Origin of the sequence: Vibrio quintilis, from assembly GCF_024529975.1 — a bacterium.
In the GTDB taxonomy this organism is placed as follows: Bacteria; Pseudomonadota; Gammaproteobacteria; order Enterobacterales; family Vibrionaceae; genus Vibrio; species Vibrio quintilis.
The window spans coordinates 1,680,333-1,695,641 of sequence record NZ_AP024897.1 but is presented as its reverse complement, the minus strand read 5'-3'; the positions used below and the strand labels follow the sequence as shown (position 1 = coordinate 1,695,641).

The 15,309-nt window shown below is 47.9% G+C and carries 13 protein-coding genes; 7 read left to right on the top strand and 6 right to left on the bottom strand.

The genetic code is table 11. From position 1 onward, the window contains the following. Positions 1-87: 87 nt before the first annotated feature. The 3 genes from OC443_RS08040 to OC443_RS08030 form a co-directional block, all read right to left on the bottom strand. Positions 88-1,668 (bottom strand): bacteriohemerythrin, encoded by a 1,581-nt coding sequence (locus OC443_RS08040; protein WP_073585785.1) that lies wholly within the window; start codon positions 1,666-1,668, stop codon positions 88-90. Between the two features lie 199 nt (positions 1,669-1,867). Further along, complete coding sequence (locus OC443_RS08035; RefSeq protein WP_073585786.1) at positions 1,868-2,476, bottom strand: Yip1 family protein; 609 nt, start codon at positions 2,474-2,476, stop codon at positions 1,868-1,870. Between the two features lie 216 nt (positions 2,477-2,692). Continuing rightward, positions 2,693-4,753 carry a starch-binding protein gene (locus tag OC443_RS08030; RefSeq protein WP_073585787.1) on the bottom strand — a complete coding sequence of 687 codons (2,061 nt, stop codon included), beginning with the start codon at positions 4,751-4,753 and terminating at the stop codon, positions 2,693-2,695. A 558-nt stretch (positions 4,754-5,311) separates the two neighbouring features. Between OC443_RS08030 and OC443_RS08025 the strand changes: the two genes are divergently transcribed. From OC443_RS08025 to OC443_RS08015, 3 genes are all read left to right on the top strand, one after another. Continuing rightward, the gene (locus OC443_RS08025) at positions 5,312-5,794 is read left to right on the top strand and encodes a hypothetical protein (protein WP_073585788.1); all 483 of its coding nucleotides are present in this window, start codon (positions 5,312-5,314) and stop codon (positions 5,792-5,794) included. A 281-nt stretch (positions 5,795-6,075) separates the two neighbouring features. Next, positions 6,076-6,555 carry a hypothetical protein gene (locus OC443_RS08020; RefSeq protein WP_073585789.1) on the top strand — a complete coding sequence of 160 codons (480 nt, stop codon included), beginning with the start codon at positions 6,076-6,078 and terminating at the stop codon, positions 6,553-6,555. A gap of 61 nt (positions 6,556-6,616) precedes the next feature. Beyond that, positions 6,617-7,120: a hypothetical protein gene (locus OC443_RS08015; RefSeq protein ID WP_143169421.1), complete on the top strand. Its 504-nt coding sequence runs from the start codon at positions 6,617-6,619 to the stop codon at positions 7,118-7,120. A gap of 58 nt (positions 7,121-7,178) precedes the next feature. Here OC443_RS08015 and OC443_RS08010 read toward each other — a convergent pair whose 3' ends face one another. After that, positions 7,179-8,090: a LysR family transcriptional regulator gene (locus tag OC443_RS08010; protein ID WP_262021657.1), complete on the bottom strand. Its 912-nt coding sequence runs from the start codon at positions 8,088-8,090 to the stop codon at positions 7,179-7,181. Positions 8,091-8,199: 109 nt separating this feature from the next. Here OC443_RS08010 and OC443_RS08005 point away from each other — a divergent pair, with 109 nt between their 5' ends. Both OC443_RS08005 and OC443_RS08000 read left to right on the top strand, forming a co-directional pair. Next, positions 8,200-9,159, top strand: coding sequence for an acetyl-CoA hydrolase (locus OC443_RS08005; RefSeq protein WP_143169432.1), 960 nt, complete (start codon positions 8,200-8,202; stop codon positions 9,157-9,159). Positions 9,160-9,266: 107 nt separating this feature from the next. Beyond that, the gene (locus tag OC443_RS08000; RefSeq protein WP_073586052.1) at positions 9,267-10,514 is read left to right on the top strand and encodes a multidrug effflux MFS transporter; all 1,248 of its coding nucleotides are present in this window, start codon (positions 9,267-9,269) and stop codon (positions 10,512-10,514) included. 130 nt (positions 10,515-10,644) lie between these two features. Here the strand turns inward: OC443_RS08000 and OC443_RS07995 are convergent, their stop codons facing one another. Further along, positions 10,645-11,148: a phenolic acid decarboxylase gene (locus tag OC443_RS07995; RefSeq protein ID WP_200796982.1), complete on the bottom strand. Its 504-nt coding sequence runs from the start codon at positions 11,146-11,148 to the stop codon at positions 10,645-10,647. A 109-nt stretch (positions 11,149-11,257) separates the two neighbouring features. Here OC443_RS07995 and OC443_RS07990 point away from each other — a divergent pair, with 109 nt between their 5' ends. Continuing rightward, positions 11,258-12,154 carry a LysR family transcriptional regulator gene (locus OC443_RS07990; RefSeq protein WP_073586050.1) on the top strand — a complete coding sequence of 299 codons (897 nt, stop codon included), beginning with the start codon at positions 11,258-11,260 and terminating at the stop codon, positions 12,152-12,154. Between the two features lie 57 nt (positions 12,155-12,211). Here OC443_RS07990 and dsdA read toward each other — a convergent pair whose 3' ends face one another. After that, positions 12,212-13,546 (bottom strand): D-serine ammonia-lyase, encoded by a 1,335-nt coding sequence (gene dsdA / locus OC443_RS07985; protein WP_073586049.1) that lies wholly within the window; start codon positions 13,544-13,546, stop codon positions 12,212-12,214. A 124-nt stretch (positions 13,547-13,670) separates the two neighbouring features. Between dsdA and OC443_RS07980 the strand changes: the two genes are divergently transcribed. Beyond that, positions 13,671-14,423 carry an ion transporter gene (locus tag OC443_RS07980; protein ID WP_073586048.1) on the top strand — a complete coding sequence of 251 codons (753 nt, stop codon included), beginning with the start codon at positions 13,671-13,673 and terminating at the stop codon, positions 14,421-14,423. Positions 14,424-15,309 lie beyond the last annotated feature (886 nt).

Genomic DNA, 15,309 nt, shown 5'->3' with positions numbered 1-15,309 from the left:
AACCTTCAGACCTGAACATCTGAAGGTTTCTTATTTTCTCCCCCGGACCACCTGAAGAAGCCGGTTGCCAGGGGCCTGTTGCGCCATTTACTTCATACCGTGGCGGTGAAAACATTCAACATAAGCCCGGTCTTCCTGCTGAATATGCACCGTGAGCCATTCCTGCAGAAATTTCATCAGCTCAGGACCAATATTCTCTCCCCTTTCCACCCGCTTCTGAAACTCAAGTACATTTGTAACCAGACTCTGATGCTTTTTCACATGCGCGGCTTCATTCTCATAACCAAACTGAGAAAACAGGACTTCTTCATATTCAAAGTGGTTAGCGGTGTAATCGATCAATCCCTGAACCACACGCTTCACCGATGCCAGCCCGTAGTTATGACTGAGCAGATGATTCAGCTCATTGACCAGATGAACTAAAGTCTGATGCTGGCGGTTAATTTCTTCGAGATTCAGATCCAGCCCCGGTCCCCACTGAATTAATTTCTGTCTGCGCTGATCTTCTTCAGCCAGCTGCCTGGCATCAATCGCGAAGCGATGCAGCAAAGATTTAATCTCACCGGATATATTTTTCACCGCGACACTCGCCATCAGGGTTTCATTGGTCACCTGAACATTTTCTTCAGACACAGAAGCGATATCCGTCAGCCCCTGTACCAGGCGTTCATTCGACCCCACCTGTTCATGTAACAGGCCGGAAATCTGTTCACTCTGGCCGGTGATCGCCACAATTTTCTCTGAAAGCTGAAAGAACGCCTGACTGACGTGCCCAATGACTTCCACCGACTGATCCATACAATCCGCATTTTTGCCGATCGCTTCCACCACCTGCTGAATACTCCCCAGCAGTGTTTCTATTTTTTGCTGAATGTCATCCGTTGCCTCCCGGGTCCGGGTTGCCAGCGTCCGCACCTCATCCGCCACTACCGCAAAACCACGCCCCTGCTCCCCGGCTCTGGCGGCTTCAATTGCCGCATTTAATGCCAGCAGATTGGTCTGATCGGCAATGTCACTGATCGTTCCCAATACCTGGCCAATGCTGCTGCTTTCATTTTCGAGTTCCTGAATATGTACTTTGGAACCTTCCATTTGCTGGCTGGCATTTTTCAGTGCAGACTCAAGCTTCTGCATATATTGCCCGCCATCCTGTGCCTGTCGTTTTGCATCCGCAGCAGACTCAGCGGTCGCTTCAGTTAACTGCGCCACCTGATGCGTTGACTCAGACAACTGATGAATCATATCCAGCGAATCAGCCATTTCTGAACGCTGCTTTGACGCACCGGCTTCCGCCGTTTCAGAATTATTTTTCACCGCCTCAGCAACCTGAAGTAACGCATCGGAGGTTGAACCCAAAGCCCCGACAGTGCGGGAAACATCGGAGCCAATCCGGTTAAATGCATAAAACAGCGGATGGCCTTTACCTTCCGTGATGTCGATCCGGACTCTCAAATCACCTTCAGACAGGCCGACCGCGGCTTTTCTGATCTGAGTGACAATCTGATGGAACATCTGAAAAACCACATACAGCACACCACAAAATAAAGCCAGCCACAAAGTCCATCCCCACAGGCCAACAGATAAAAAGTGATAAAAGAAAGGAAGCAATAACACCACAAAAACCAGCCACCATTGCAACGGCTGTAACTGACTTATTTTTTCGTTCATTCAACACCACCTGTGACCTCAGATCTGTGTTGTTAAGCATAGAAAGAGTTTTCTAAAAAGGAGCAACCGAATGCTAAAAACATGATCAAAAGAAAAAAAATACGGAGCCTTGCTCCGCATTTCGTTAATATCACTATGTACCCGGGCAACCTGAAGATGCATAACCCAGGTTATTTGGGTATAGCCCGGCCTGTTAACTTCAGAAAAACTGCCAGACCACACTATGTTCTGAGCCCATGCTCCACAGCAACACGACCACTGCCAGCATGAATTCCAGAATCAGCACACCCGCGCCCAGTGTCATTCCGGACAAAATAAAGCCCCGCTTATTGCTGATTCCCAGAAAGTTGGGCGTACCGCGATAAAGCAAAAATCCGGTATAAATAATGCCGCCAATCATCGCCAGCAGGCAGAGCCAGAACACCGGGTACAAGGCAAACACGCCACTTAAAAACAGTGGTGTTGCGGTATAACCGGCAAAAATAACACATTCACCATATTGCGGACGATTGGGAATATTCCGCGCCAGCCGGTAGATCAACCCGCCAACACCGCCGACCGCCATCAGAATCAGCAGATAAAAAGCCATCCCAAGAATTAAACCATCACCCCAGGAAACAATATAGGTCGTCTCTCCGCCAAACGTCCAGCCAAACTGAGTCGTTCCAATATAGGAACATACCACCGGAATAGCCGCCATCCAGAGCACATGGTGCAGGTACAAATGACCGATCGTTTCGTGCTCAACGCTGATTTCACGCCACTCCCGGTCCGGGTGATGTAATAAACCCCAAACATGATTAATCATACTTCCGTCTCCTCTGCTGGAACTGATTGCTGGTCTTAATTTATCAATACGGTTAAAAATTGACCAGGATCAACATTAAGTATAGCGGAAGAATAAAATTCTACCCGGATCACAATTCAGGCCAGGCATCGCCCGGCCTGATTGCCGCCTTCACACACCTTGCCGGTGCTTTGTCAGATTCAGCGATTGAAACAAGACAGTGACTGAAGACTGTTGCTACTGAAGACAATCACTCAGTGCCTGCCAGCTGCCACCGGCATAACAGAGATTCGGACTGGTGGCTGATAAGTCTGCCGTTTGCTGACTGCCCTGATCACTAAAGATGACATTCAGTGAATGTAATTGTGTGCCGAAGTCATAGCAATAGTGGTCATTCTCAAGGCTCATCGCGACGCCCGGCCATGCAACGCTGCTGACAGAAGAGACAGCATCGACATTCCAGAAGTAGAGATAAGGTGCGGCAAAACCCGGTGTGTTGTCATAACAGACTTTCGTCTCCCCGGTGGTTTCACCACCACTTTCTCCGCCGTTCACGGTAAAACCGCAATCGCTCAGGCTCTCCCAGCTGCCATTCAGATAGCAGCTGCCTGAAGCGGTGGATAAATCATCCGTCTGCGACGCGCCTTTATCAGAAAAGATCACGTTCACCGAAGTCACTTCAGCCGCCGGATCATAACAGTAGAAATCACCGTTTTTCTTCATCGCCACACCCGGCCAGGTGACGGCACTCAGTGCAGTTGCCGGTACCGGATTCCAGTAATACAGATAAGGCGCGGAGAAAGCGGCACTTTTATCGTAATAACACATGGCCGTTGCGCTGACGGCCTCCGCCGGCTCAGGCACGGTGACCGGTGGTGTCACCACGCCATCCACCCTTGCCCCGACATGAATCGCAGCTGCATCCTGAAAAGCAACGCTGAATTGCGCCTTACCCTGCCCGTCAACATGAATAGTTTCGCCACTACAGGTCTGCGAGGCTACATCATAATCTCCGGCAATCACATTGCAGTAATCGCCTTCCGGCATGCCGGTACTGAATGTGCGGCTTAACGTGCCGGAATCTGCGCGGTTAATCACCACAAAACCCAGACCACCACGGCCAAATGCAATCTGATTGCTGCCGTTATCCCACCAGTTGGTCACTTTCCACTGGCTGGCGGTATAGTTACGGAATGCTACCATATTCGCCACACCACGCCACTTGTGTGTACACACCCAGTCACCGCCGTCGAAACCACAGGCATTGCCGCTGTGAACCCCGGAAGATGGTGGTGCATCGTCGCTGCTGTCAAATTTGTAGCCGGACATAATCTTCGGATAGCCGTAAGGATAAGCCAGCATAAACACGTTTCCGAGCATATACAGGTTGCCCTGATCTTTGTAAGTCAGTTCATGGCTGGCATTAGAGCGTTCATCATCATGATTGGTGACAAACACCACGGCATCACTGCTGGCCAGCCAGCCACGCCACTGATTGAGTGATTTCAGCTCATTTATCCGGCTATTTTTGAATTTTGACCCGAGGGTACGGGCAAAATTAAACTCCGTCACACCCCCATTGCCGGTATATTCTGAAGGTTGGACCGGCTCGCCACCGGCACCAATGACTTCCTGAAAAATATACGGGCTGTCGCCATTACCCAGCGAATGGAGTTTCCCTTTGATAGCGGCAATATCCGCCGCCGGAATATGTTTTGCCGCATCAATCCGGAAACCGGCAACGCCCATGCTGATGGCATCATTCATATAATCTGCAATTTTCTGCCGCACATAATCCGACTCAGTTTTCAGATCATTCAACCCGACCAGATCGCAGTTCTGCACCTGCCAGCGGTTGCTGTAGTCAATATTATCCCGGCAGGTATGGAAATCATCTGAGGTATAAGGCACATCCGGGAAGCTCCGGTTCCACGCTGCCATATGGTTAATCACCGCATCGAGATAAATCGACACACCCGCTGCTTTACAGCGTTTGACCATCTCTTTGAACTGCGCCCGGTTACCGCTGCGGCTGTCAAACGCATAGCTGACCGGCTGATAGCGCGACCACCATGCGGCATTATCGATACTTTTCTGAGGCGGCGAAATCTGTACCGCCGCAAAACCTTTCGGCCCGAGAAATGCTTCACACTCGGTGGCAATGTCAGACCAGTGCCATTCAAATAAATGAACAAATGCGGTTCGGGGGACTTCTGCAGCCTGTACTACCGGCGCAGAATATGCCCAGAGACCGGCGCAGAAAATAAATCCGGCAGAGAGCTTATGTTTTATCTTCATATCAATACCTTGAACGTTGAAATTAATATTTATTATATTTAACCCACTCCGGTCTATTCCCCCCGGTGAAGACATCAAACAGAAAGATTAATTTCATCTCTGATTCATCAAAGTGAAAAAGTGATATTCAGGCATGTCATTTTCAGCCAGCAGGAATATCCCCGGAACCTGAATAACTTATTCCCTTTATCAGGGTAAATCAGCGTATCTCAGGCAGGAATGTGAGAAAAATCAACGATTGTCGGGGACAGAAAACAGACGATTACAGGCAAATCACACTCTGTAGTCATCCGGTGATGAAATATCAGTCAGGCTATCAGGTCAACGAAAGGTGCGTTTCTGCACAAAAGATCAGCAGAAGATATAAATAAGTTATCAATTAACGTTTCAGATTATCATAATATATTTATCACTACGAGACTCAATAATACATTCTTTCAATATAAAAATCATAATTGCAGCACATTTGGCAAAACAAAAATATTCAGATTCTGAAAATGAACTTTGAGTGATAAATTTCTTCGGCTTTTAAATTTTATTTAACGTCAGGAATTACCCATGAAAAAACTAATTGCACCTTTATTATTGCTGCCTTCTCTGGCTTTTGCGCATACCAGCTCTGTCGAATTTCCTATTCAGGCAGCATGTTCAACCGCTGACAAATCTGTAACAGATTTCAAGCTGGAGATAACAAATTTAAGTGATAATGCAACTCATGTGAGAGTTGACCTTTGGGATCAATCAGGAAATTCTCTGAATTCGATAAATACACTGTATAGTGGTGATGGCTACACCGATTTAACACCGGGAAGTAATTTATCAATACCTGCTCATACAACGGTTCGATTTTACACTTCTTATGCATACAATTATGCAGGTTTTAGCGGGGACAACATTAATCTCCACAATCCATGCAGCGCCAGCCCGGTTATGGGAAAAATTTCACATCTTGATGCGAACAGCCAAATCATTGCTCAGGGTTTTTCTGGACGAAGAGAAACTCTATTTAATCTTAACATCAACAACGGCAAACCTTTCTGATTCCTTTTTGGTTGAGTCGCTGATACAAAAACACCGGGATTGCACGGTGTTTTTTTGGTCAGGGTATTTTAATTGAATATAATTAACAAAACTATAAATTAAAGCTTTAATAATGCCATGACAAACATATCAATACAATATAAAAGGCTATATTTTCATTAAGTTAAATATATATCTGCAAGCGCACCGGCAAAAATAGAACGCCTTCATTCCGCACCATTGTTCACAATGATAAATTTTTCCTGATTTTTCAATCTTTGTTCAACGTCAGGAGTTATGCAATGAAAAAACTGATTGCACCTTTATTATTACTGCCATCTCTGGCTTTCGGATATACCAATACCGTCACGATTCCAAGTGATGCCAAATGTTACAGTACCAGTTCTAATGTCGGGATGAATATCAAAGTATTAAATTTAAGCTCACGCGCCACAACGTTCAAGTTTGGTATGATCACCCAGACAGGCAGTGAAGCCAGCAGTATCAATTATAAGTTCAGACTGAACAATGGCGGCCATGAATACGCCTCTTTCACACCAGAGACTGAAATCACGGTGCCAGCCAATTCCGCCAAATATATGTATATGAAGTTCAACTTCGAATCATCGGATAATAAAAATGAAAACAATAGCTGTGATGACTTGCCTGAAATGATCAAAGTTTCTCACATGGACTCAAACAGTCAGATTGTGGTTTCAGGATATAGCATGAGCTCAAACCTGAAGTTTGACCTTAAATTTAATGAAGGCAAACCATTCTGAGTCAGTTAATCAATCAGCATTCTTTTTATTTCAGTTTTCATCTTATATCAGGAGTATTCCGATGAAAAAATTTATTGCACCGTTATTATTATTGCCTTCTCTGGCTTTTGCGCATACCAATTCAGTTGATTTTCCGATTCAGGCGAAATGTGATTCTGATAATCAGGTGGTTAATCTGAGTTTCAGAGTGACAAATTTAAGTAATTACAGAACCACTTTTAAGATCAACTTTGTGGGTGACTCTGGCACCAGTCAGAAAACATCCGTGGGAATTGTCAACGGAAATAGCACCTCTTACTCAAGTATGACAGAAGATACCGTCACATCAATTTATGCCAATTCAACCATCACGGTCCAGGCCCAGTATATTCACAATTACACCGGCTCTAACTCGCGTGGAAAAAATACTTGTTCGTTACTGCCTGTCATGGCTAATATCATGCATATGGATACAAACAGCCAGATTCTTGTGACAGGTTATACATATAGCACTGATAGTCTGACTTCCTCAGCAGATCCCAAATTTCAATTCGACTTCAACATCAACAACGGCAAACCTTTCTGATTCCTTTTTGGTTGAGTCGCTGATACAAAAACACCGGGCTTGCCCGGTGTTTCTCTGTTTAGCTTTTGCCATCACGGTACTGATGTGATGCCACCTCATCTCTGACACAGGCAATAAACTGGTCCATCAGTGGCTCATTCCTGTCATTGCGGTAAGCCAGAGAAATATCAATGTGATCGCAGAAATCAGCCAGTGGCCGGAAAACCAGCCCCGGCTGCTTCAGGCTGAATTCAATCGCTGACGGTACCACAGAAATTCCGACCCCGGCGCTGACCAGTGACAGCACCATCATCATATCCGCCGCTTTATACACCACCTCCGGCTCATAAGATAAAATCTGCCGGATGCCGGATGTGCCCTGGTCAAACTCAGAGCCGGCGTATACAACAAAACCTTCCTGCCGCAGCATGCCACAAGTCATCCGCTGACAGTCTGCCAGCGGATGACTGGCGGACAACACGATACGCGGTGCCCATGATTCCAGCCGTAACACCGATATCTGAGCGCTCATGTCAAACGAGAAGGCGGGAAAGATACCGAAATCAAAGGCCTGATTCTGCACCCCTTCCATCAGGCGGTACGGATCCTGCTCCTGCAGTTCAAACTTAATTTCCGGCCTGATTTGTCTGAAACTGTGCATGATCCGGCCCAGAATCCCGGCATAAGCGACACTGGCGGAATAGCCGACTCTCAGAACGCCCAGCTCGCCTTTCAAAGCACTTTGGCCAACTTTGATTGCCTGTTCATAAGCCTTCAGGGCCGCCTTCGCTTCCTGATAAAACAGTTTTCCCCCGGCGGTCAGTTCAACTTTGCGGCTGGTCCGGTGAAACAATTTTCCGCCCAGTGCCTCTTCCAGATCTTTAATCTGAATACTCAGCGCAGGCTGGGCAATATGTAACTGTTGTGCCGCCCGGCCAAAGTGCAGCGTTTCTGCCACCGCAACAAAATATCTGAAGTGTCTTAAATCCATTGCAGTTCAATATAATTTAGCTATCAATCAACCATTGATTATATATTGGTTATCAATCAAAAAGCTATTTATGATCGGCACCATGAGTCGTTATCATCAAGAGTTTTATATGATCCAAATAACCCGCCGGGTCTCCGCCTTCAGCCATATTCTGCTGGCGTGCACCCTGCTCACCGGTATTCACAGCTTCGCTGCCACGCAAAACGCCTCTGACCAGCCGGCGACAACAGCCACACCCCACCGGTATGAAGCTTTTCAGCCAATGCGCAGCTTTATTCTGGTCAGCGTCCGGGATGACAGTGACCTGCCCGCCGCTTATCGCTGGCTGTATAAATATCACGTGCCGGACAGTATTTCCCAGTTCGCGCCTTACGTGACAAAGTATGCAACTTACCGTGCATTGCCGGTGCCGCCCGAAGGAAAAGATTACGGCACCTATAACTGGATTATGACGGAGCACTACTGGCTGATTAACCCGTTTAATACCAGCAACAGCGCTGCACCCAACGGGCTGGCCTTCAAAGAAACCTTTGATCCGGAATATATGCGGATTACCCGCCAGCCAACCGATGGCGACCTGCGTCCGACCCACTGGGTGGGCAGTCGTGAAGGTTATCACCCAACCGTCTTTGCCTTTGCCCCACTGTTCTGGGAAGAAGATTATAAAGGCAGCGACAGAACCATCGAAGATGGGCCGAACTACCGCTGGCTGATCGTGTTTAAATACCCCAAAGGCGTCACGGTGGAACAGGGAGATAAATGGTTCAGACAGGCATTTATTCCCGCGCTGGCAAAACGCCCGGAAGTCAACCGGATCCTGTCCAGTCATATTCTTTCTCAACCCCATACCAGCCCTTTCCAGCGGGTAGCGGAAATCTGGTTTGATAACAGTAAACAGTGGCAGAAAGCCATGACGGCTGTCAGTCAGAGCGTCGCCAAACCCGACTGGGCGGTATACGACAAATTCCCGTATCTCGAGCCTTATAAAGATTTTGTCGGCGAGTTTTTACTCGATCATCCGGAGTCGGATCACCTGCAACAATATCAGGGTTATATTTCAACCCGGTAAACAAGGCTGTGATAGCTTTCCGGTACAACACCAAAAGCTGATAACCGTTTTCAACTGCATACCCGTATACCGCACGGGTATCTGTTCATTCATATAGAGGAATTATCATGCGTCAGAATCCTGCTTTGGCATCACAGGCCGGCCGCAAAAAACACACCGGCCTGACTATTACGCTGGGCGCCTTAACCGCATTCGGTCCTTTTGCCACCGATATGTATCTTTCGGGTTTTCAGGCAATTGCGGACGATTTTCATACTCAGATTTCAGAAGTACAGCTCAGTCTGTCCACTTTTTTTATCGGCATGGCCATCGGCCAGCTGATTTACGGGCCGCTGATTGATAAATATGGCCGCAAAAAACCCCTGATGCTGGGGATTTTTCTGTTTACACTCTGTTCAGTGTTTGCGCTGATCGCACCGGATATTCATCTGTTCAACGGCCTGCGCTTCTTTCAGGCCGTTGGTGGTTGTGCCGGGATGATTATCAGCCGGGCGGTGATCAAAGATCTGTTTGACGAACAGGAAGCCGCGCAGGTGTTATCTGTCATGATGATCGTACAAAGTCTCGGCCCGATTCTGGCGCCGGTCATCGGGGGCTATCTGTTCAGCTGGTGTGGCTGGCAATCCATATTCCTGTTTATGGCCGGATTTGGTTTACTGAGCCTGTATTTGTCCTTAAAGCAGGTGCCGGAAACACTGGCACCGGAGAACCGGGCCAGAAATCAGACCGGAATCGCAACGGCTTTCAAAACCCTGTTATGCCAACGCTCATTTATCTGCCCGACACTGGCCGGTAGTTTTTCAATCGCCACCATGTTTGTGTTCATCAGTGGCTCACCCTTTGTGCTGATGGAACTGTTTGATGTCTCCCAGCAGCACTATGGCTGGTTGTTCGCAATCAACGCATTCGGTATGGTGATTTCCAGTCAGATCAATAACCGGCTGCTGAAGCTCTATTCCGTCCGGACCATCATTCAATATGCCGCACCGCTGGGACTTGCCGCCGGGCTGGTGCTGTTTGCCCTCCGGCATACCGATCATCTGATTGTGCTGATGATGCCGCTGTTTATCTGCGTGTCCATGGTGCCGGTTTTAGCGGCGAATACCACCGCAATCGCGATGGAAAACAGCGGTAAACAGGCAGGGATTGCTTCTTCACTGGTGGGATTTATTCAGTTTGCGGTTGCTGGTGCGGTCAGTGCGCTGGTTGGTCTGCTGCATAACGGTACCACACTGCCGATGTGCGGACTGATTCTGATTGTCACAGCCTTGTGTGTGCTGCTCACATTCAACGATCTTCATTACCATAAACGTCAGATGAAGGCTGCACACGAAAATCATCAGACTCTGTCCTGAATCTGCCGGCCTTTGGGATACCGGGGATTTTCAGTAAAAAAATACCCGGTTCATCCTGCAATGGAGCAGTCAGATGAACCGGGCAGTAAAGGAAATAATCGTAACACCGTAAGGAAAATGAGAGGCGTTGTTATTTCAGATTTTCAGGGAAGTTCGCGGGTAACTCTCCAGGGTGGCAATTAATCACTTCTTCGTTATTTTCACCACAATCACGAACAAACGTAATCGTTGCAAATTCATCAATCACTTCAGTCGGGTAAGCCGGACCTTCTGCACGATAGGCTTCCATTTGAGGAATGTGGTCGTTCTGGAAACAAACGGTTTTCTTCGGATCGTTGATCACCCAGCGAGGGAAGAAGATTGTGCCGTGGAACACACGGTCTGCCAGGTTCGCAATCAGGCTGACATCAGTTCCTGTTGGCTCTGTCCAGGAAATTTTATACACATCCGCTGCAACCTGAACCATGATGACATGCTGATCTTTCACCCAACGGCCACCAACGATGCCACTGTGAATACGGTAATCCATCGTTTCACCGTTTTTGACATAAATTTCGTAGTTCCAGCCATTGTCATACGTATAAACTAAGTGTTTGCCAACTAAACCAGATAAATCATTTTTATTAAACACAATAAACTCCTCATTTGTGACCTTCGCATCAGGTCTGTATATGAAACAGAATATCCTCTATATTTTTAAAGTAAAATCGGTTATTTAGAATAAAAAGATAAAAAAATTTTATATGTTAATGACAACGCTTGAACAGTGGCAGATTCTGAAGTCCGTCATCGAACTCGGAAGTATTGCCAGCGCCGCAGAGCGGCATCATAAAAGTCAACCGGCCATCAGTTACCAGCTGTCACAACTGCAGGAACGGCTGGGGATCAAACTGCTGCAGCTGAAAGGTCGTAAACTGGTGCTGACCACCCACGGCGCGCTGCTGCTGGATGAAGTCAGTGTCCTGCTGGAAAGCTGGCAGCGGATGGAACACAAAGCCTCGGCGCTGAAATCCGGACCGCGTTCATTTATCACACTGGTGATCGACAGTCTGTTTCCGCGCCACAAGCTTTTCAGTGCGCTGAAACAGTTTCATCAGGTGTATCCGTTTACTCAGGTGCACCTGCGGGAAGTGGTCCGGGATGAAGGGATTGCACAGGCCGAACAGGCGTTCGGTGATCTGTATATGATCGGGCTGACGAATGAGCAGGAAGCAACCACACCCAAACAGTTTGTAATGGATATCCGGATTATGTTGGTTGCCCATAAAAATCACCCGATTTTCGCGCAGGAAGAGCAGCTCAGACTACTGCAACTCAACCGGTATCCTATGGTTCAGATCGTCGATAAAGATAATCAGCAAAAGCAGCTGCATGAGAAGAAGTATCAGGAATCCTGGTTTGTCACCACCATCGACTCTGCTGTGGAAGCGGTGATGAGCGGGCTCAGCTGCGGCTGGCTGCCGGAAGACAGTATCCGGCAGCTGCTGGCCTCCGGTGAACTGAGGCCGATTCAGCAGAATGCGCCGTCAGAGCGGCTCTCTTCCCTGTATCTGATCAAAGATCCGTCCTGTCGCTACGACACGTGTGTGCAGGCTCTGTCCGATGCATTGCTGGCTTCCGTCACACAACATGGTCACTAATCACTAAGGGCTGCTAACCTGAAGAATCACCATGCAAAGTGACAGAGCACTTTTTCATCATGAACAGAGATCATCATTGAGATAAGACTGCATTTCGGCTTCCGGCACCATCCCACCGCCGGTTGCCCAGACCAGATGCACCCCATGCTGCATCGCCGAAGCACTCAACTGCATCCGTTGCTGGTAAGCCGTATCGGCACAAACCAGTGACGGACCGGGCATCCCGGCCAGTGCCGATGGTTCCAGCTGAATCTGTTCTGTCTGATTTAACAGGCGCAGATACTGATACATCTGCGGGTCTGAAAGGGTGAAATAACCGTCGATCAGCCGTTCCATCGCTCTGCCTACAAAACCGGACGGCCGCCCGACAGCCAGCCCGTCTGCCGCAGTCAGGTTATCAATCCCGATATCCTGCACCGAAATCTGGTCATGTAAGCCGGTATGCACGCCTAATAGCATGCAGGGCGAATGCGTCGGCTCAGCAAAAAGGCAGTGCACATGATCGCCAAAGGCCATTTTCAGCCCAAACGCCACCCCGCCGGGACCACCACCCACGCCACAAGGCAGATAAACAAACAGCGGATTTTGTGCATCGACCACAATCCCCTTTGCATCAAACTGTTGTTTAAGCCGCTCACCGGCAACCGCATAGCCCAGGAAAAGTGTCCGGGAATTTTCATCATCAATAAAGAAACAGTCCGGATCGGCTTCAGCCGCTTCGCGCCCCTGCGCAACCGCCATACCATAGTCTTTTTCATACTCAATCACCTGAACGCCATGTTCACGCAGGCGGTTTTTCTTCCACGTCCGGGCATCGGCAGACATATGTACCGAAACTGAAAACCCCAGCCGGGCGCTCATGATACCAATCGACATGCCGAGATTACCGGTCGAACCGACCGCAATGCTGAAGCGGCTGAAGAATGCTTTGAAGTCCTCATTCAGCAGCTTGCTGTAATCATCAGTTGTCTTGAGCAACCCGGCGTCAATCGCCAGTTTTTCCGCATGCGTCAGCACTTCATAAATGCCGCCCCGCGCCTTAATCGAACCGGAGACCGGCAGATGGCTGTCTTTTTTCAGCATCAGGCGGCCAGTCAGCGGCATCCCGTGCAATTGCGCCAGTTGCTGCTGCATGTCCGGAATATCCACCACATCCGATTCAATCATGCCACCAGCAGCGGCCGTGTCCGGAAAGGCTTTCATCAAATACGGCGCAAAACGTTTGAGCCGCTCACTGGCGTCACGAATGTCCTCTGCGGTTAACCCCACATAAGGCAACCCGGTTTTCAGTGACGTCACATCCGGGTTAAACCAGCAGACGGGTTTGAGGGCGATAAGTGGTTCCAATAACGGATATTGTTCCACCAGCAACGGAATATTGATTGCTTTCATACTTTCTCCATCGTTCCCGGTCGTTTTTCAAAATACAAACCAGACACATAATCAACCCATGTCATAACAACCGGATTTCTGCTAAAATTTTGTTCTTATCTTCAGGGTCTGTTGAGGCTGATAAATGGCTCGTAGCAATGATATCAGTAATGAACTGGGGCCATTCCAGTTCTTTATTTTCATCTTATCTGTTTATGTGTTGCTCGCATTATTTGTGCAGGCAACCTGCCAGCTTCCCGATGATGTCAATATCATCCTCGATCAAGCCGATGATGTCATCTGTCTGTTTTTTCTGGCAGATTTCTTTATCCGCCTGCGGCGTGCTGAGCATAAATTAAAGTTCATGAAATGGGGATGGATAGATTTGATCTCCAGCATTCCGATGACCGGTGCTTTCCGCTATGGCCGGATTGTCCGGGTCGTGCGGATTCTGAAGATACTCCGGGCAGCCCGTTCAGTCAGAGTGATTCTGTCGTTTGTCTTTCGTAAAAAACAGCAGGGTGCACTTGCGGTTGTCTCACTGATATCCATTATCTTAAGCATTTTTGGTGCAATCGCGATCTTACAGGCGGAACAGGGCATTGAAGGCTCGAATATTCAAACGGCCGGCGATGCCATCTGGTGGGCATTTGTGACCATGACAACCGTCGGCTACGGCGATTATTACCCGGTAACATTTGAAGGACGGGTCGTCGCAGCCATTTTGATGACTGCCGGTGTCGGCCTGTTTGGCACCTTCACCGGGCTGGTCGCTTCATGGCTGGTTCATCACGGCGCAAAAGAGCAGCAGGAATCCGATGTGGCACTCAGGCAGGAAATCCACGAATTAAAATCAGAAATTCAGGCGCTGAGGGCATTGATAGAGAAGGAACGGTGAATCATGAACAGTCTCCCCTGCTTTGACGCTCTTTCAGCTTATCCACTTGCTCAAACATATCTCAAACCTTTTTATTTTGGCTTTACTCAAAATCACAGAACGCATTTGATTGCTTACAATTAACTAATCAATGAACCATGACCCAATCGCACCTGAACTGAATGTAATTAGGCCACAGAAAACCAAAATAAACCTGGTGGATATTCATCAAAAAACAGGCAAAACAATCGAATCCCACTTCAAAGGAATCACCCGCCATAACTTCTCTGAATCGCTGTGTGAATTGGTGAACAAGGTTTGAGGTCTGGCACATTTCAATAAGTACCGACCTCCCCTTTAATATCGCTGTCGCAACCCACACTTTCAGCATCAGTGGAGTATCAGTTGCATAAACAACACATCAATGCGTGATCGATCATCGTTCTCCTTCCGGGATTATTCAATTTCACACTCCCCTTTTCTTCCCGCTTCCGTTATCCTTCTCTGATACCTGCTGAACATGAAAGAGCCCGACGCCCGATGAAACAATCACTCAACCATCTGCCTGAATCCAACCAACATCAGATCCAACGGGTGGCGAATACCATTCGTAATGAGGTCGATGCACTGGCGCGGTTGGGAGGTTCATCAAACAGCTAAGCATCCACTTCGAGGGCCGAAGTCGACCTTATCAGGATTTATAAATTGGCCCGGGCCTGTGACCTATTTTGTGTCCCTGCCTGATTCATTTTAATATAAACAATAATCGGTCTTCGAACTGAATCATAAATCGATTTAAGACCGCTTTCTAAGTTGGACTTTAGCAATTGGGCTAAAGCCCGTTTTAATGGGATTTAGATTTTGTTATGGGTTTCATTCCTATACCCAATTATATTTTAACTGATTA